Here is a 17,591-nt window from a genome sequence, read left to right on the forward strand (position 1 = left end):
TTTCCGCAACACCGATATCGGGAGAAAGCGGTAGGAAGGAACGGCTCCGGCCAGGATTCACCACCCCTGGTGCGTCACAGAGCGCGAGCTGCATTCCTATGATGGGCGCACGACATCACGGACCCTCCGCCCCGGAGGCAGGAGGGTCCGCAGGTGTACGGCAGCGCGACGGTGGTGGAGGGGTCGATGACTCAGGGGGCCGGTCAGGGACCCGCGGTGCGGACGGACACCGAGCGGGACTTCCGGTTGCCGGTCGCAGATCCCGCCTCGCACGCCGGGGCCGCAGCGTCCGCCGGACTCCCCGGCGAAGTTCCCGTCTACGGCGAGTACCCCGCGTACTACGACGCGCCCCCGGGCGCCGTCCCCGCGCAGCACGGGTACGGCTACGAAGCCCCGTACGGCGCCGGTTCCCCGGACCGAGCCGTGCACGCGATCCAACCCGTGCACGCGGTGGCCCACGGCCCCGAGGAGAGCGACCCCGAGGGGTACACCCCGACGCAGCGGGACCTCCCCGTCATCGGGCGCGGTGCGCTCGGCGGCCCCGGCGACACCGTTCAGATCCAGTACGTTCCCCAGGAATCGGCGAGCGACGGCCCCGGCCCGCTCTACGTCGTCGGCGACGTCCACGGCTACATCGACGAACTCGTCGCCGAACTGCAGTTCCAGGGCCTCATCGATGCCGAGCACAACTGGTCCGCCGGCAACGCCCGGCTCTGGTTCCTGGGCGACTTCACCGACCGCGGCCCCGACGGCATCGGGGTCATCGACCTCGTCATGCGGCTCTCCGCCGAGGCCGCCGCCGCGGGAGGCTACTGCAAGGCCCTCATGGGCAACCACGAACTGCTGCTCATCGGCGCCAAGCGGTTCGGCGACACCCCCGTCGTCTCCGGCGCCGGCACCGCCACCTTCCAGGCCGCCTGGCTCCTCAACGGCGGCCAGCGCACCGACATGGACCGCCTGCAGGACGTCCACCTGCAGTGGATGTCCCGGCTCGACGCGGCGGTGCTGGTGGAGGACCACCTGCTCCTCCACTCCGACACCACCGCCTACCTCGACTACGGCGACTCGGTGGAGGACGTCAACGACACGATCCACGAGCTGCTCAACCGCAACGACGCCGACATCACCTGGGACCTCTTCCGCAAGTTCACCAAGCGCTTCGCCTTCCGCGACGAGGGCAGCGGCCCCCAGGCCGTCCGCGAACTCCTCGGCACCTACGGCGGGAGTCGCGTCGTGCACGGGCACAGTCCCATCCCGTACCTGCTCGGCGAGGTGGGCACCGAGGACGGCGACGACTCTCGGGGCCCGGAAGCCGTCGTCGGCCCGCACGTCTACGCAGAAGGCCTGGCCATCGCCATGGACGGCGGCGTGACGATGGCGGGAAAACTGCTCGTCGTACAACTCCCGCTGAACGACTGAGGCTTCCCGGAGCTGGGTATTTCCGGAAAGCCCCTGTCAACGTACGGCGTGGGCGCTCTACCATCGCTCTATCCGTAGCAGGCTCTCCTCCGTTTGTGCCGGTGCCCCGTTCTACGCGGGCATACCGGCCTCTACGGAGCATCGGGGGATGCACATGACCAGCGCTCCGCACCTGCTCACCGAAGACCGACCGGAGTTCGATCGGCTCCTCGACGAGGCGCTGCGCACAGCGAACGACCGGCCCGAGCTCGCAGGCATCGGCGAACGTCTGAACGCCGAACAGTTGCGCACCATGGCCATGGGGGCCACGGCGCTGCTCACGGCCGCGGCCGCCGCCGAGTACGACCACTACGTGAAGATCCGCAAGGAGCGGCAGGACGAGCTCCTGTCCACCCCCGGAACAACGGGGGAGGAGGGCGACGGGCAGGGCGCCGGCGGTGGAGCGGGCGTCAGCGCCGTGGTCGCGGTCCTCGCGCCGGTCCTGGCCGGCACGGCCATGCTGATCTTCCTGCTGGTGGGCTACATCCTGAAGATGATCGAACCCGAACCGGCCTTCGCGGACACGATGCTGACAGCGGGCTGGCTCTTCGGCGGGCTCACTGTCTTCGCTCTGCTCTTCGCCGTGATCGGACTGCTGGTGACGGCCGTCCGCAACAGCTCCACCGAGGTGGTGGCGGACGAGACCGAGGCGGTACCCGACGAGGTGTCACGGGCCCGGGAGGCCTGGCGCAACGCCCTGCTGGAGCGCGGCATCATGCCGTTCCTGCGGGACGCGCTGGCCGATCCCAGTGCCGGGGCCGGACTCCCGGCCCCGAGAAAGCCGGGGGCCGGGCGCATCCCCAATCTGGGATACACCCGGCCCGATTTCACCAGCCCCGGGGCCCCCGCCGAGGGGCCCCGGCCCGGTTACACGTCCCCGGACTTCACCAGCCCGGACTTCGGCGGCCCGGAGAGCGAACCGCGATGACCACCCGCTACTTGGTCCCCAGGGGCTTGATGTAGCGGTCCTCCCTGCTCAGCGCCTTGTGCGCGAACCGGGCCAGACCGTTCGCACCCGGGGTGGGCTGAGGGTTGGCGGCCGTCCACACCTTGGTGCAGTTGAGGGCGTCCGGGCTGCCCGCGTTGATGACACACGGGGTCTCGTAGACGAGTCCGCCCGTGGTCAGCACCTCGACGTTGACGCTGTTGGCCTGTTGGGAGATCGATACGGCGCAGGCGTCCTCGGGGTACGTGTCCACGCTGGTGGCCAGGTCGTACCAGCGCCAGGGGGTCACGTTGGGCTGCAGGTCGCGGATGCCGGCGTAGGTGACTCCGGCCGAGAGCACGGCCTTGAGCTCGCGGGCCACCGAGGGCCGGTGGGCGTCGACGTCGTAGCACGCACCGCTGGCGCCCTGGGCACCCGTCGCTCCGGTGGCTCCGGTAGCGCCCGTGGCGCCGGTCGCACCCGTAGCACCGGTCTCGCCCGTGGCACCCGTCGGACCGGTCGGACCCGTCGGACCCGTCGCCCCGGTAGCGCCGGTGGCACCGGTCTCGCCCGTGGCACCCGTGGCCCCGGTCGGACCCGTCGGACCGGTGGCGCCCGTGGCTCCAGTCGCGCCCGTGGCACCAACGCCCGGACCCGTCGCCCCGGTGGCCCCGGTCGCACCCGTAGCGCCCGTGGCCCCGGTCGGACCCGTCGGACCCGTCGCTCCGGTGGCACCGGTCGCGCCCGTGGCCCCAGTGGCACCCGTCGCGCCCGTCGCGCCCGTCGCGCCCGTTTGGCCCCGCGGACCCGTCGGGCCGGTGCCGCCCCGCGGGCCAGTGGGCCCAGTCGCTCCCGTGTGACCCGTGTGCCCCTTGGGTCCGCGCGGACCCCGCGGGCCGGTCGGACCCACGTTGCACTCGTCGTCGTGGGACGGCTGCGCGCCCAGGTCCAACGCCTCCTGGGTCCGGGCGTCCGGTCTGTGGTGTTCGGATGAGCAGCGGTCAGGATTGCCCGGCGCCGCTGCCAGCGCGACCGCCGGGGACGCCAGACCCGCCAGTACCAGGGCCACCGAGGCGAGCGTGCCTCCCGTCAGCCAGCCGGCCCGTCTGGGCAACGGCCCCAGGTAGGTACGGGTCTTGTTCTCAGAACTCATGTACCGCTCCTCGCACACACAGATCGAATGAACCTTCGGACTCCGGAAACAAGACCGGACTCCGCGGGCCATCCTGAAGACCCCGCCTACGCGGGACGGACCGGCGCGCCCATCAGTCAGCGGAACGGCGCAGCCCACACCGCCACTTGGCTGTCCACCGCACCGCCACTCGGGGCCGCGTACCGGCGTGCCGCACCCACCGGGCCGGGGGCCGTCCCTAGGGTCAGCCGCCGTGAAGCCGACCATTTGCCTCTGCATGATCGTGAAGAACGAGGCCGCCGTCATCGAGCGCTGCCTCGACTCCGTGCGGGACCTCATCGACACCTGGGTCATCTCCGACACGGGTTCCACCGACGGCACCCAGGACCTCATCCGCGAAGCACTGCGCGGGATCCCCGGAGAGCTCCATGAGGAGCCCTGGGCCAACTTCGGGCACAACCGCAGCCTCAACATCGCGCACGCCCACGGCAAAGCCGAGTACCTGCTGCTCCTCGATGCCGATCTCGTCCTGCGCCGCAACGGCCCGTTGCCCCCGCTCACCGCGGATTCGTACATGTTGCGCCACGAAGGCACGACCGAGTACCGGATCAAACGGCTGGTCCGCGCCGATCTCCCCTGGCGGTACGAGGGCGTCACCCATGAGTACCTCACCTGCGACCGGCGCGACGAGAACGACCAGAGCCCCGGAATCCAGGAGAACCTGGACGCACTGGTGATCGAGGACTACGCCGACGGCGGTTCCCGGCACGACAAGTTCGAGCGGGACGCCCGCCTGCTCGGGGCCGAGCTGCAGCGGGACCCGTCGAATCCCCGGACCGTCTTCTACCTGGCACAGACCATGCGCGACATGGGCGATACGGCTGCGGCCATCCACCTCTACGAGCGCCGTGCGTCCATGGGCGGATGGAACGAAGAGGTCTACTACGCCCTACTCCAGGCCGGCATCCTCAACGGCGAGTCCGGCGACCATCCCGCCGCGCTCGACGCGCTCTCCCGCGCCTGGGAGTCCCGGCCCGGCCGCCTGGAGGCCTGTTACGAACTCGCGGCCAGACTCCGCCTGCTGGGACGCCACCACACCGCCCACGCCATCACCAGCACGGTTCTGGGCCGGCCGGTCCCGGAGGACCTGCTCTTCGTCCAGCCGTGGGTGTACCGGTGGGGGCTGCTCTTCGAGTACTCCATCACCGCGTACTGGGTAGGGGACATGGCGGCCTCACTGCGCGCCTGCGACCAACTGCTCTCCCTGCCCGATCTGCCCGAGTCCTACCGCCGCCAGACCGAAGCCAATCGCGGCTTCGCAGCGAGCCATGTTTCACGTGAAACATCCGTCCCTGTTTCACGTGAAACATCGGAGCACTCGCCCGTCTAGCCGGCGGAGCGAGGGCTGCGATGCCCATGCGAACGCCCGGCCGCTCCATCGGGAGCAGCCGGGCGATTCGGGCATCCAAGTCAGGGGTCAGCCGACCTGGTTCTGCTCGGCGGGCGCCGGCGCCTGGGCCGGCTGCGTCCGGGAACGCCCCATGAAGGAGCGGGCGAAGTTGAAGATCATCACTACCGGCAGGATGAACGCCTTGAAGAGGATGAGGTACGAGCCTCCCTCGAAGATGAAGCCGAGGTAGACGCCGTAGCCCACGAAGGCCACACCGGCGATGACGTTGAACGCACGCCAGCCACCGCTCAGCCCACCGAAGTTAACGGCGCCGATGGCCACCATGAGGATGCCGCTGACCAGCAGCAGCAGGACGTACCAGGAGAAGAGCGGCTCGGCGCTGAAGTCAAGGTTCAAGATGTTCCCCCGCATAAGGATGAGATAAACGGCCTTGGGGCCGATCGCGCACAGTACTTGACCGCGCGCCACCCTGTCTGCAGTTTTCTGCCGTCCCCTCCACCCGATCCGGAGCACAAAACGCCCGGACCCCGCGAAAGCGGCGTGAACGGCGTCCCGGACGGGGGAGTCGCCGTTCACGCCCTCACGTAGACGTCAGTCGGCGAGCGGCAGGTAGACCCGGTTGCCCGCGGCCGCGAACTCGGCGGACTTCTCCGCCATGCCCGCCTCGATCTCCTCCGCCTGCAGGTCGCCGCCGTGCTGACGGCGGATGTCCTGGGAGATCTTCATCGAGCAGAACTTCGGACCGCACATGGAGCAGAAGTGCGCGGTCTTGGCCGGCTCGGCCGGGAGGGTCTCGTCGTGGAACTCGCGCGCCGTGTCCGGGTCGAGGGCCAGGTTGAACTGGTCCTCCCAGCGGAACTCGAAGCGTGCGTCCGACAGGGCGTCGTCCCACTCCTGGGCGCCCGGGTGGCCCTTGGCCAGGTCCGCCGCGTGGGCCGCGATCTTGTACGTGATGACGCCTGTCTTCACGTCGTCGCGGTTCGGCAGGCCCAGGTGCTCCTTGGGCGTGACGTAGCAGAGCATCGCGGTGCCCCACCAAGCGATCATCGCGGCGCCGATGCCGGAGGTGATGTGGTCGTACGCGGGCGCGACGTCCGTGGTCAGCGGGCCGAGCGTGTAGAACGGCGCCTCCTCGCAGATCTCCTGCTGAAGGTCGATGTTCTCCTTGATCTTGTGCATCGGGACGTGCCCCGGGCCCTCGATCATCGTCTGCACGTTGTACCGCTTGGCGATCGTGTTCAGCTCGCCCAGGGTCTTCAGCTCCGCGAACTGCGCGGCGTCGTTGGCGTCCGCGATGGAGCCGGGACGCAGGCCGTCACCCAGCGAGTACGTGACGTCGTACGTCGCGAGGATCTCGCAGAGCTCCTCGAAGTTCGTGTAGAGGAAGTTCTCCTTGTGGTGCGCCAGGCACCAGGCGGCCATGATCGAGCCGCCGCGCGAGACGATGCCCGTCTTGCGGCGCGCTGTCAGCGGCACGTACGACAGCAGCACGCCGGCATGGACCGTCATGTAGTCGACGCCCTGCTCGGCCTGCTCGATGACCGTGTCCTTGTAGATCTCCCAGGTCAGGTCCTCGGCGCGGCCGTCTACCTTCTCCAGCGCCTGGTAGAGCGGCACGGTGCCGATCGGCACGGGAGAGTTGCGCAGCACCCACTCGCGGGTGGTGTGGATGTTGCGGCCGGTCGAGAGGTCCATGACCGTGTCGGCGCCCCACTTGGTCGCCCAGGTCATCTTGTCCACCTCCTCCTCGATCGAGGAGGTGACGGCGGAGTTGCCGATGTTGGCGTTGACCTTCACCAGGAACCGCTTGCCGATGATCATCGGCTCGATCTCGGAGTGGTTCACGTTCACGGGCATCACCGCACGACCTGCCGCGATCTCCTCGCGGACGACCTCGGGGGAGACGTTCTCGCGGATCGCGACGTACTCCATCTCCGGGGTGATCTCGCCCCGGCGTGCGTACGCGAGCTGCGTGACGGCGGCGCCGCCACGACCCCGGCGGGGCTGGCGCGGGCGGCCCGGGAAGACTGCGTCGAGGTTCTTGAGGCCACCTCGCGGCGAGGTGTGCTTGATGCCGTCGTCCTCGGGGCGCGCGGGACGGCCCGCGTACTCCTCGGTGTCACCGCGGCTGATGATCCAGTTCTCGCGCAGCGGCGGCAGGCCCCGGCGGACGTCGGTCTCGATCTGCGGGTCGGTGTACGGACCGGACGTGTCGTACAGCGTCACGTCGTTGCCGTTGGTGAGGTGGACCTGGCGAACCGGCACCCGGATGTCGGGGCGGGAGCCCGCCACGTACCCCTTGTGCCAGCCGGGCTGGCGCTCGGTCTGGCCATCGGCGTCCTGGCTGACGGCAGGCGTGCGTGCGTCCTGAATGGTCATGAGACCTAATCTCCCTACGCCGGCATTACCCGGTAACAGGTTCGGCGGTCGACGCAGCCTCCTCCCGTACGCATCTTCGAATGCGAACGGTGATCAGCGCCCTCTCAGCCCGGTGCTCCGAGCTCCCGCGTTGTGCAAAGTAGCCCCCACGCTAGCGTCATCTGTGGCGTGCTGAACAGTGGGCCCCCTCATCTGTTGCGATGATCAGCCAGTGACGTCCTCGACGCAGCCCCCCACCGAGCCCACGGATCACGCCGGTCACACCGGCCACGCGCACACGGACCCCGGGCACTTGCCCGGCCAGTCTCCCGGGCACTCCCACGGGCATTCGCACAACCACGGCCCGGCCGCCCCGGTCTCGAAGCACCTGCGGAAGGTCATCGCGGCCGTGCTGATCCCCTTCGCCGCCGCCGTCGTGGTCGGCATGGCGGTCCTCTGGCCGGGTGGTGCCCCGGCGCACGAACGGACCGGGGTGGGCTTCGACCGCCAGACCCAGCAGGGGAAGGTCGTCGCGCTCCAGCACGTCGACTGCAAATCCGTGAACGCCGCGCAGGTGCCGGCCACCGGCGACACCTCCACCCCAGAGGGGCGCGAGGCCGTGGCCTCGCAGACCGGTGAGTGCAAGAAGGCCACCATCGAGGTCGGCACCGGACCGGACAAGGGACGCAAGTTCTTCGAGATCGTCCAGCCGGGGGCACCAAGGCAGTTGGCGGACGGTCAGGAAGTGGTGGTGGCCTACGCGCCGGACGCGCCCCAGGACCTCCAGTACTCCGTGATCGACGTGAACCGCAAGTTGCCGATGGCCCTGCTGGCCGGCATCTTCGCCATCGCGGTCGTCCTCGTCGGGCGGATGCGCGGGCTGTTCGCGCTCATCGCCCTCGCCGTCAGCTTCGCCGTACTGACACTCTTCATCCTCCCGGCCATCCTGCAGGGATCGAATCCGCTGGTCGTCGCCGTGGTCGGTGCCAGCGCGATCATGCTGATCGCCCTGTACATGTGCCATGGCCTGACGGCCCGGACCTCGGTCGCGGTCCTCGGCACGCTCGTCTCACTGCTGCTGATCGGCCTGCTGGGATCACTGTTCATCGACTGGGCCTTCCTCAGCGGCAACACGGACGACAACACCGGACTGATCCACGGCCTCTACCCGGACATCGACATGAGCGGTTTGCTGCTCGCGGGTGTCATCATCGGATCGCTCGGCGTACTCGACGACGTGACCGTCACTCAGACCTCAGCGGTGTGGGAACTGCACCAGGCCGACCCGACGATGGGGCCGCGTGGCCTGTACCGGGCGGGTATCCGCATCGGGCGCGACCACATCGCTTCGGTGGTGAACACCCTGGTGCTGGCCTACGCGGGCGCCGCGTTGCCGTTGCTCCTGCTGTTCTCGATCGCCAACAGCAGCATGGGGTCGGTGGCCAACAGCGAACTGGTCGCGGAGGAGATCGTACGGACCCTCGTGGGCTCGATCGGACTGGTCGCCTCGGTACCGGTGACGACGGCGCTGGCCGCGCTGGTGGTCTCCGCCGACCGTGCGCAATCCCCGGCGGCCACGGCGGATGCGGCGGCCGCGGGGCCGCTCCGTGGTGGCCGGGGCCGGCGGCGCAAGCGCTGAAGGGCCGACCGGCGGGCGCGACTGGTCAGTTCGCGCGCACGGCCGGTCGTGAAGCAGGGCAAGGTGGAGTGCTCAGCGCGTCGGCACGCTGAGCCGTGGTGCGTACGTGTGCTGTGGTGCGGTGTCGTGCGATGGCCGGACTTCGGTCAGCCCGCGTTCTGCTCGTTCTGCTGCGATTCGGCGAGGATCTTGTCGAGCGCCTCGTCGAGGTTCTCCTCGAAGTCTCCGAGGTTGCGCTCCTGGCCGAGCGGAACGATCCGGTCGGTGCGGTCGAGGAACGCGACGAGCGGCGCCGCGCTCGCACGGAAGAGAGCCCGGTCTGCGCCTACTTGCAGCCGGATGTGGACATCGGACAGTTCCTCCGGATCCGTCGGGGCGATGTGGACATCGCCGTCCCCGCACGGCTTGTTGATGCCGTCCAGAAGGAGTTCCCGGCCGAACGCCCAGGTCACGGGCGCATCGCCGGGGAGGTGGAAGGTCAGGCGAACTGCGTAGGGGTCACGAGCGTCGTACCGGAGTTCCACCGGGATCCGGAACGAGAGCTCCTCGGAAACGAGGAAACTCATCATGACCTCTGCCTGTACCGACTCGCGCATTGCCTACCCCGCTGTAGTGGAAGTGGCCAGGAATGATCCCCCAAGGCCCTCTTGACAAGAGTGGTGGAAGCGCTAGCAGATCACAAGGAGTGAGTTTTCAGATACTGATAGAGAACGAGAGGGTGCTCAACAGCGCGCCTACTTCACTCCGTAGCCGATCGACCGCATACAGCAACCGGCCCTCCTGGTGCAGAGGGAGAGAAATCGCCATCGTCGCGGCCGTGTCACCGGCAGTGATGGGAATGGCCGCGCACACCGTTCCCAGGGAGTACTCCTGACGCTCGGTAACCGGCTGCATCCGCTCCAGGGAGCCGATCCGCTGCTCCAGGACCCGCTGATCCGCCACGGTGTAGGCAGTGATGGCCTCAACCGGATGGCGGTCGTAGTAGTCCCTGCGCGTCTTCTCGTCGAGCTGGCCGAGCAGGCACTGCCCGATGGCGTGCGCGTGGCCGGTCTCGCGGAAATCGGCCCACTCCTCGCAGGCCGGGCTGGCCGGGGTGTCCGAGACACCCACGACCTCGATTTCACCCTCGCGGTAGACAGCGAAGTAGACGGGGGCCCCGACCGCGTCGCGGAAGTGCGCGAGGGAGTCGAGGATCATGCTGCGACGTTTCTGCTGAAGCCCGCCACCGGCCAGGCGGCCTGCCGCGTCCCCCAGGACGAACACCCCGCTCTCCCGTCGCAGGTAGCCCTCGTGCGTCAAGGTGCGGAGCAGGTGGTACGCGGTGGGAAGCGGGAGCCCGGCCTCGCGCGCCAGTTGTTTCGCCGGGGCTCCCTCACTATGGGAACCCACCGCTTCGAGCAGCCTCAGCGCCCGCTGCACCGAGCCGATCAGAGTCGGCACACCGGCATTGTGAACCGAAGACAAAAGCTCACCCCCAGGCGTGGCGGCGAGCCTTGGGGGGCCCGCCCTGCGGGGGCCGCCCCCGCGTGTGCCGTGACTCCTGGGGGTCGTGCTCGGCGGCTGTTTGAGAGAACCGCAGGTCAGGGCGGCAGTACCGGCTTTCGGTGCCCAGGGAACGGCACAGATTGCCACTCTATCCGCCGATTCCCGGGCTGTGACCGGTTTGGGGCTTCACGTTCCCTCAGCTGGGTTAATCCCGCTGTTGCCCGGGTTGCACCAGTTCTACCACTCTCCGGCGGAGGACTTCGACCCGCGGCCGGTGAACTTCTTGACGATGAAGATCAGGCCGCCGACGAGGGCCACGAGGAGCAGCGCCTTGAAGACGAAGCCGATCAGCGCGCCCAGGATGCTGGTGATCACACCGCCGAAGACGAAGAGCACCAGCAGCGGAACGGCGACCCACTTGACCCACCACGGCATGCCCTCGAATATCCCTCGGATGCCTTCCATGTCCTCGACCTCTTCTTCCTAGTCCGTGACTTCCTGCTCTCGATGCTAGGAGGCCACGGCCCCCCGCGGGGGCCCGCGAGCCCCCGGAGTCCCCTGATCCGCCCCCTAGGGGGAGCGGGACCCGAACCCTCAGCCGCGCGGTCCGTTCACCCTTCCGGCGGAGAGAAGACCACCATCACCTTGAGGTTCTCGGTGATGTGGTGGAACTTGTGCGGTACCCCGGCCGGCACGTAGACGACGCTCCCGTTCGCGACCATCGTCGTTTCCTCCCCGACGGTGATCGAGGCCCGGCCGCTCACGACGAAGTACACCTCGTCCTGGCCGTGCGGCTGCTGGGGGTCGCTCTGGCCCGCGTCCAGCGCGTACAGCCCGACCGACATGTTCCGCTCGCGCAGGAACTGCAAGTAGGCACCCTCGTTCGCGGCCCGCTCGGCCTCGAGCTCGTCCAGCCTGAAGGCCTTCATCGTCTTTGTACCCCTTGTGCTCTCTCGTGCCGCGAGCATCCGCAGATCAGCTGATGTTCCACCGGGTTCATCTCTGCAACGATCGGGCACATGACGAATTTCGTAGTCAAGACTCTCGCCAACGCGGCGGCCCTGGCCGTCGCCATCTGGCTCCTCGCGGGCATCACCCTCGACGACGGCAGCAGCCTGGGGCGGCGCACGCTCACGCTGATCCTGGTCGCGCTGATCTTCGGCCTGGTCAACTTCATCGTCAAGCCCGTGGTGAAGCTACTCTCGCTGCCGCTCTTCATCCTGACCCTCGGTCTGTTCACCCTCGTGGTGAACGCGCTGATGCTGCTGCTGACCTCGTGGCTGGCGAAGCAGTTCGACCTCAGCTTCCACGTCGACAACTTCTGGACCGCAGTCGTCGGCGCCCTGATCATCTCCATCGTCTCCTGGGCCGTGAACATGGTCCTGCCCGACAAGAACTGAACCGGCGCCCATGTACCGCGTGTGCTTCGTCTGCACCGGCAACATCTGCCGCTCTCCCATGGCCGAGTCCGTCTTCCGGACCCACGTGGCGGGCGCCGGGCTAGCGGAGCTGGTCTCGGTCGACAGCGCGGGGACCGGCGGCTGGCACGAGGGTGACGGGGCCGACCCGCGCACCGTCGCCGTCCTGGAGGCCGCCGGCTACGACCCGGACCACCGGGCCCGCCGGTTCCGGGCCTCCTGGTTCGCCGGTCTCGACCTCGTCATCGCGCTCGACGCCGGTCACCTCCGCGACCTGACGGCGCTCGCCCCCACCCCGGAGGACGCCGCCAAGGTCCGGCTGCTGCGGTCCTACGACCCGACGGCCACGCCCGCGGAGACCGACGTACCCGATCCCTACTACGGCCCCTTCGAGGGATTCGAGGAATGCCTGGAACTGGTCGAGGCGGCGAGCCCCGGCCTGCTGGACGCCGTACGCGAAGCCCTGAAGGAGCACACCCCATGAGCGCACCCGACAACGCGGCCCCGGGGGCGGAGCGGCTCGGCGACGGCACCGTGGCCGTCCGCGCCGGCCTGCCCGAGCCCGTCAAGAACCAACCACCGCTGCCCGGCCCCGTCTTCGCCGCCCACTTCCACCTCCCCGGCGACGTCGAAGGCCCGTACGCCTACGGCCGCGACACCAACCCCACCTGGACGCTGCTGGAACGGGCCATCGGGGAGCTGGAGGCCCCCGGCCTGGACGGGGTGGACACCGTCGTCTTCGCCTCCGGCATGGCCGCCGTGTCCGCCGTCCTGCTCTCCCAGGCGCGCGCCGGCGACACCGTCGTGCTGCCCGAAGACGGCTACCAGGTCCTGCCGCTGGTACGGGAACAGCTGGAGGCGTACGGGGTCCACGTGCGCACCGCTCCCACCGGCGAGGACGCGCAGCTCTCCGTTCTCGACGGGGCCCGGCTGCTGTGGCTGGAGACCCCCTCCAACCCCGGGCTCGACGTCTGCGACGTGCGACGCCTCGTGGACGCGGCGCACGCCGGCGGAGCCCTGGTCGCCGTCGACAACACCCTGGCGACCCCGCTCGGCCAACGCCCCATCGAACTGGGCGCCGACTTCTCGGTGGCCAGCGGCACCAAGGGCCTCACCGGCCACGGGGATCTGCTGCTCGGCTACGTCGTCTGCCGCGACGCGGAGCTCGCCGCCGGCATCCGCCGCTGGCGCAAGGTGGTCGGCGCGATCCCCGGCCCCATGGAGGCCTGGCTCGCCCACCGTTCCCTGTCCACCATGCAGCTGCGGGCCCAGCGCCAGTGGGCCAACGCGCTCGCCGTCGCCGAAGCCCTCGCCGACCGCGCCGACGTCACCGGGCTGCGCTACCCCGGCCTGCCGGCGGACCCCTCCCACAAGACGGCCGCGCGCCAGATGCGGGGCTTCGGCTCGGTGGTCTCCTTCACCCTGTCCGACCGCGCGCACGCGGAACGGTTCATGGCCGCCCTGCGCCTGGTCGAGGACGCCACCAGTTTCGGCGGAGTGCGGTCCACCGCCGAGCGCCGCCGGCGCTGGGGCGGAGATGCCGTCCCGGAGGGCTTCATCCGCTTCTCCGCCGGCGCCGAGGACACGGAGGACCTGGTCACAGACGTACTGCGGGCCCTCGACGTGGCGGCCGCACACACCTGAACAGCCCGCCGGAGGCGGTCCGAGTCCCCTGCCCCGCGGCTCGGGCCGCCCGAGGCCCGGCCCCGTGGGTTTCGCGGGCACGCGTTTCAGAAGCGGAAGTCTGGGCCACTCTTCTCCCATGACCGAACGTCCAGTGGTCAAACGCACCGCCCGCGCGATCCTGCTCGACGGTGGCGACCTGATCCTCATCAAGCGCACCAAGCCAGGCGTCGACCCGTACTGGCTCACCCCCGGCGGCGGTGTGGAGTCCTCGGACCTCACCGTCGTCGAAGCCCTCCACCGAGAGCTCCACGAGGAACTCGGCGCGAAGATCACCGATGTCGTGCCCTGCTTCGTCGACACCGTCGAGCACATCGCGGACAAGGGAGTGACCGGAGTCAAGGTCCAGCACTTCTTCGTCTGCCGCCTCGAATCCATGGACCCCAACCAGCGGCACGGCCCCGAGATCGACGAGCCGGAGGGCGAGTACGAGATCGTCCGCGTGCCCTTCAGCCGCGTCGGCATCGCCGCCGTGCACCTCGTACCACTGTCGCTGCGCCACTACCTCGACGGCAACATCGAGGGCGTGCGCGCGATGCACGCCCCCGACCTGGGCTGACTCGCCGGACGCGGGCGCCGGCCGGGATCAGCCGGCGACGCCCGCCAGCTCCTCCACCTCGTCGTGGCGGATGCGCTCCCAGGGGATCCCGATCCTCTTCAGCGCGTCCACCCCACTGCGGATCATCGCCGCCGGCCCCGAGACGAACGCGTCGTACGAGCTCCACGGCCCATGGGTGCCGACGGCCTGCGGCAGCTGTCGTGCCAGTCCCTCGTCACAGACCACCGGGCGCACCGACAGCCAGGGGTGTGAGCGCTGCAACCCCAGCAGGGTGTCCTTGTCGTACAGGTCGTCGTCGCTGCGAGCGCCGAAGAACACTTCCACCGGCCGCCGTTCGCCGTGCTCGGCCACGTCCTCGATCAGCGCCTTGATGGGGGCGATTCCGGTGCCGCCGCCCAGGCACAGCATGCCGTTGTCGGTGCTGTGGTCGACCACCATCGATCCCGCGGGCGGCCCGAGCCGGAGCACGTCGCCGGGACGGGCATGCCGTACCAGCGCGTTGGACACCCATCCCGCCGGAACCGCCTTGACGTGGAAGGAGAGCAGCCCGTCCGCGCGCGGGGCCGAGGCGAAGGAGTAGTGCCGCCACACGCGCGGCCACCAGGGGGTCTCCAGGCTCGTGTACTGGCCCGCGAGGAACGGGTACGGCTGGTCGGGGCGGACCGTGAGGACCGCGATGTCCGAGGTGCGCAGATCGTGGGAGACCACCTCGGCGTGCCACCACGGCGGCGCCTGGGTCTCGGCCTCGGCCGCCGCGTCGATCATGATCTGGGAGATCGCGGTGTACGCCCGCGCCCAGGCGGCCTCGGTCTCGGGCCCCCAAGTGTCCTGCGCGTACCGGGCCAGTGCCCCGATCAGGGCCTCGCCCACCGGCGGATAGTGCCCGGCCTGGGTCCCGTACTTGCGGTGCCCGGTGCCCAGCCGGCGCAGGTACGAGGCGAGCACCTCCGGACTGTCGATGTGCTCGGCGGCCGTCAGCAAAGCCTTCAGCAGGCGGTCGCGCTGCACGTCCATCGCGGCCGGGAACATCCCCCGCAGGTCCGGGTGCGCCGTGAACACCAGGGCGTAGAAGTAGGAGGTCACCTTGTCGGCGATGGGTGCGATCTCCGCGAGGGTCCGGCGGATGAGCACGGCATCGGGGGAGGGCTCGGGCGCACCGTCCCCGGACGGTATCCGGGATGTCCCCCGTCTTGCCGATCTGGTGGGCGGAGCGTCCATGCGGTGCCTCGCTTCGAGCATCTCGGTAGGTCTGCACGCGCCACGGCCTTCGAATCCGTGGTTCCGGGTTTCACAGCGTGCCAGTCCGCCCCAGAGCCTGCGGGGAAATGCGGGAATTCCGCGTTTCGAACCCCCTTTCCCCTTAAGATGCCTCAACTCCCATGCGCGCCACCCCTGTCAGCTGGTATGCCTCACGCAGGTCACGACCCTCGTAGACGTGTGTCGCCCGCTCCACCAGATACGGCCGGGCGTTGACCGCGACCGAGAGCGGCACCGCGTCGAAGAGCGCCACATCGGTACTGGAATCCCCGTACGCGACACAGTCGGCCCGGGTCACACCGAACCGCGCGCACAGCTGGTCGGCGACCGTCACCTTGCCCTCCGGCGTCAGGATCCCGGCCACGTCCACCAGCCGGGTGAAGGGCAGTTCCGGAAAGACCGAGCCGTGCGCGGCGTGCGCGCCCCACTCCAGCAGGAGTTCCACGAAGAAGGACGGCGACAGCGAGATCACCGCGCAGTAGTCCCCACGCTTCCTGATCTCCTGCCAGACCTCCCGGATCCCCGACAACCACGGAGCCCCGTCGAACGCCGCCCGGACATGGTTCGGAGTCAGATCCGTCCAGAGCTGCTGGACCGCCAGGGAGAACTGGTGGGGCTCCAGCTGCCGTGCGACGAAGGCCCGCTCGAGCTCGGCGATCTCCTCGCTCAGCCCGAGCTGCCGCGAGATCTCCACCGGCGCTGCCGAGCCGTACATCAGCGTGCCGTCGAGGTCGAAGAGGTGCAGGAGGGTCATAGCCATCGAGGCTAGTACGTTCGTTTCACGTGAAACAGTGGGGTCTCCCCGCGGGAGCAACGGCAGCAAGTGGATGTTTCACGTGAAACATCCACCCGGAATCCCCTGGACCGGGCCCCGGTCCATGAACCAGTCTGAGGCCGTGACACCACCACACCTCACCGCCCTCCCGATCCGCGCGCTGACCGTGGACGACCTCCGCCACTGCGCCGATCTCTCCGAAGACCGCGGCTGGCCCCGCGAGGACCACAAGTGGGGGCTGCTGCTCGCCGCCGGACACGGCTACGGCATCGACGCCCCTGACGGCCAGGGACTTGCCACGGCCTGCGTGGTCACCCGGTACGGGCCTCCCATGGCCGATCCTGAACTCGCCGCCATCGGCATGGTCCTTGTCGCCGAGCGCTATGCCCGCCAGGGCCTGGGCCGGCGGCTGATGACGTACATCTGCGACGAGACCCTCAAGGGCATCCCGCTCACCCTGCACGCCACCCCGTACGGGCGCCCCCTCTACGAGGAGCTCGGCTTCGAGACCACCGGCCGCGCCGAGATGCTCCGGGGCTTCTTCCGCCCGGATTCCTCGGCGGCCGCTCCGGACGCCGTCCGGGTCCGGCCCGCGACCGCCGAGGACATCGCGGGGGTCCTCCGGCTGGACTCCGAGGTCTTCGGTGCAGACCGGACGCACCTGATCACCCGGCTGCCCGCCTTCACGGACCGGCTGCTCGTCGCCGAGGACTCCACCGGCGGCCTGATCGGCTACGGAGCCATCTGGCCGAACATGGAGACCCATGTCATCGGCCCACTGGTGGCCCGGGACACCGGCACCGCCCAGGCCCTCGTCGCCGCCCTCGCCGCGGCCACCGACCGGCCGCTGCGCACCGATGTCGACGTACGCCACGAAGAGCTGCTCGGCTGGCTCAAGGACCACGGCCTCGATTCCGTGGCCTTCAATACCGTGATGACCCGGGCCATCCCCGGTCTGCCCGGTGACTGGACCCGCCGCTGGGCCCCGCTCACCGTGGCGGCCGGCTGAACGAGGAACATCAGACCATGATCGAAAATAGTTCTGACCTGCTCATCCGGCCGGCGGTCGAGGACGACCTGCCGGCCATCGTCGCCATGCTCGCCGACGACCCGCTCGGCGCGGCCCGGGAGTCCACGGACGATCTCACCCCCTACACAGCGGCACTCAAGAGGCTCACGGACGACCCCCATCAGCACGTGGTCGTCGCCGTGCGCGAAGGCCGTGTCGTGGGGACCCTCCAGCTGACGATCGCCCCCGGGCTCTCCCGCAAGGGGGCCACGCGCTCGATCATCGAAGGTGTCCGCGTCCACGCGGACGAGCGCGGCAGCGGGCTGGGCACCCGGTTCATCGAATGGGCGATCGAGAGGTCCCGTGCGGAGAGCTGCCAGCTCGTCCAGCTCACCTCGGACGTGACCCGTACCGACGCCCACCGCTTCTACGAGCGGCTCGGCTTCACCGCTTCCCACGTCGGGTTCAAGCTCCAGCTCTGA

Annotated in this window: 19 protein-coding genes; 10 read left to right on the plus strand and 9 right to left on the minus strand. The window is 69.4% G+C overall.

The annotated features are described in order from the left end of the window. The first annotated feature begins 171 nt into the window (after positions 1-171). A complete protein-coding gene (locus tag OG389_RS19220) occupies positions 172-1,419 on the plus strand; it encodes a metallophosphoesterase (RefSeq protein ID WP_328303916.1) in 1,248 nt (415 codons plus the stop codon). 148 nt (positions 1,420-1,567) lie between these two features. Next, entirely contained in the window at positions 1,568-2,386 is an 819-nt protein-coding gene (locus OG389_RS19225) for a hypothetical protein (protein WP_328299703.1), read from the plus strand. 7 nt (positions 2,387-2,393) lie between these two features. Here OG389_RS19225 and OG389_RS19230 read toward each other — a convergent pair whose 3' ends face one another. Next, the gene (locus OG389_RS19230) at positions 2,394-3,536 is read right to left on the minus strand and encodes a hypothetical protein (RefSeq protein ID WP_443059308.1); all 1,143 of its coding nucleotides are present in this window, start codon (positions 3,534-3,536) and stop codon (positions 2,394-2,396) included. A gap of 256 nt (positions 3,537-3,792) precedes the next feature. On the opposite strand from OG389_RS19230, the gene OG389_RS19235 reads away from it, so the two are divergent. Then, positions 3,793-4,905, plus strand: coding sequence for a glycosyltransferase (locus OG389_RS19235; RefSeq protein WP_328299704.1), 1,113 nt, complete (start codon positions 3,793-3,795; stop codon positions 4,903-4,905). Positions 4,906-4,992: 87 nt separating this feature from the next. Here the strand turns inward: OG389_RS19235 and OG389_RS19240 are convergent, their stop codons facing one another. Then, the gene (locus OG389_RS19240) at positions 4,993-5,322 is read right to left on the minus strand and encodes a hypothetical protein (protein WP_328299705.1); all 330 of its coding nucleotides are present in this window, start codon (positions 5,320-5,322) and stop codon (positions 4,993-4,995) included. Positions 5,323-5,517: 195 nt separating this feature from the next. Then, positions 5,518-7,305, minus strand: a complete 1,788-nt coding sequence (gene thiC / locus OG389_RS19245; RefSeq protein ID WP_328299706.1) for a phosphomethylpyrimidine synthase ThiC — start codon at positions 7,303-7,305, stop codon at positions 5,518-5,520. Between the two features lie 211 nt (positions 7,306-7,516). Here thiC and OG389_RS19250 point away from each other — a divergent pair, with 211 nt between their 5' ends. Continuing rightward, positions 7,517-8,923: a YibE/F family protein gene (locus OG389_RS19250; RefSeq protein ID WP_443059309.1), complete on the plus strand. Its 1,407-nt coding sequence runs from the start codon at positions 7,517-7,519 to the stop codon at positions 8,921-8,923. A 146-nt stretch (positions 8,924-9,069) separates the two neighbouring features. Here OG389_RS19250 and OG389_RS19255 read toward each other — a convergent pair whose 3' ends face one another. The 4 genes from OG389_RS19255 to OG389_RS19270 all read right to left on the minus strand — a co-directional run bounded on the left by OG389_RS19255 (position 9,070) and on the right by OG389_RS19270 (position 11,337). Continuing rightward, positions 9,070-9,519 (minus strand): SsgA family sporulation/cell division regulator, encoded by a 450-nt coding sequence (locus OG389_RS19255; RefSeq protein ID WP_243331178.1) that lies wholly within the window; start codon positions 9,517-9,519, stop codon positions 9,070-9,072. A 97-nt stretch (positions 9,520-9,616) separates the two neighbouring features. Beyond that, positions 9,617-10,354, minus strand: coding sequence for an IclR family transcriptional regulator (locus OG389_RS19260; protein WP_443059442.1), 738 nt, complete (start codon positions 10,352-10,354; stop codon positions 9,617-9,619). Between the two features lie 291 nt (positions 10,355-10,645). Beyond that, the gene (locus OG389_RS19265) at positions 10,646-10,873 is read right to left on the minus strand and encodes a DUF5326 family protein (RefSeq protein ID WP_328299708.1); all 228 of its coding nucleotides are present in this window, start codon (positions 10,871-10,873) and stop codon (positions 10,646-10,648) included. A 146-nt stretch (positions 10,874-11,019) separates the two neighbouring features. Beyond that, entirely contained in the window at positions 11,020-11,337 is a 318-nt protein-coding gene (locus OG389_RS19270) for a cupin domain-containing protein (RefSeq protein WP_328299709.1), read from the minus strand. Between the two features lie 90 nt (positions 11,338-11,427). On the opposite strand from OG389_RS19270, the gene OG389_RS19275 reads away from it, so the two are divergent. From OG389_RS19275 to OG389_RS19290, 4 genes are all read left to right on the plus strand, one after another. Next, positions 11,428-11,808, plus strand: a complete 381-nt coding sequence (locus OG389_RS19275) for a phage holin family protein (protein WP_328299710.1) — start codon at positions 11,428-11,430, stop codon at positions 11,806-11,808. A gap of 10 nt (positions 11,809-11,818) precedes the next feature. Then, positions 11,819-12,310, plus strand: a complete 492-nt coding sequence (locus OG389_RS19280; RefSeq protein WP_328299711.1) for a low molecular weight protein-tyrosine-phosphatase — start codon at positions 11,819-11,821, stop codon at positions 12,308-12,310. Then, positions 12,307-13,470, plus strand: a complete 1,164-nt coding sequence (locus tag OG389_RS19285; protein ID WP_328299712.1) for a cystathionine gamma-lyase — start codon at positions 12,307-12,309, stop codon at positions 13,468-13,470. The genes OG389_RS19280 and OG389_RS19285 overlap by 4 nt, the downstream gene beginning before the upstream one ends. 118 nt (positions 13,471-13,588) lie before the next feature. Then, entirely contained in the window at positions 13,589-14,068 is a 480-nt protein-coding gene (locus OG389_RS19290) for an NUDIX hydrolase (RefSeq protein WP_328299713.1), read from the plus strand. A 27-nt stretch (positions 14,069-14,095) separates the two neighbouring features. Here the strand turns inward: OG389_RS19290 and OG389_RS19295 are convergent, their stop codons facing one another. Together OG389_RS19295 and OG389_RS19300 are read right to left on the minus strand one after the other, a co-directional pair. Further along, entirely contained in the window at positions 14,096-15,442 is a 1,347-nt protein-coding gene (locus OG389_RS19295; protein ID WP_443059310.1) for a globin domain-containing protein, read from the minus strand. Further along, positions 15,429-16,079 carry an HAD family hydrolase gene (locus tag OG389_RS19300; protein WP_328299715.1) on the minus strand — a complete coding sequence of 217 codons (651 nt, stop codon included), beginning with the start codon at positions 16,077-16,079 and terminating at the stop codon, positions 15,429-15,431. Before OG389_RS19300 ends, OG389_RS19295 begins: the two co-directional genes overlap by 14 nt. Positions 16,080-16,221: 142 nt before the next feature. Here OG389_RS19300 and OG389_RS19305 point away from each other — a divergent pair, with 142 nt between their 5' ends. After that, positions 16,222-17,109: a GNAT family N-acetyltransferase gene (locus OG389_RS19305; protein ID WP_328299716.1), complete on the plus strand. Its 888-nt coding sequence runs from the start codon at positions 16,222-16,224 to the stop codon at positions 17,107-17,109. 17 nt (positions 17,110-17,126) lie between these two features. Next, entirely contained in the window at positions 17,127-17,591 is a 465-nt protein-coding gene (locus OG389_RS19310) for a GNAT family N-acetyltransferase (protein WP_328299717.1), read from the plus strand.

Origin of the sequence: Streptomyces sp. NBC_00435 (assembly GCF_036014235.1) — a bacterium.
In the GTDB taxonomy this organism is placed as follows: Bacteria; Actinomycetota; Actinomycetes; order Streptomycetales; family Streptomycetaceae; genus Streptomyces.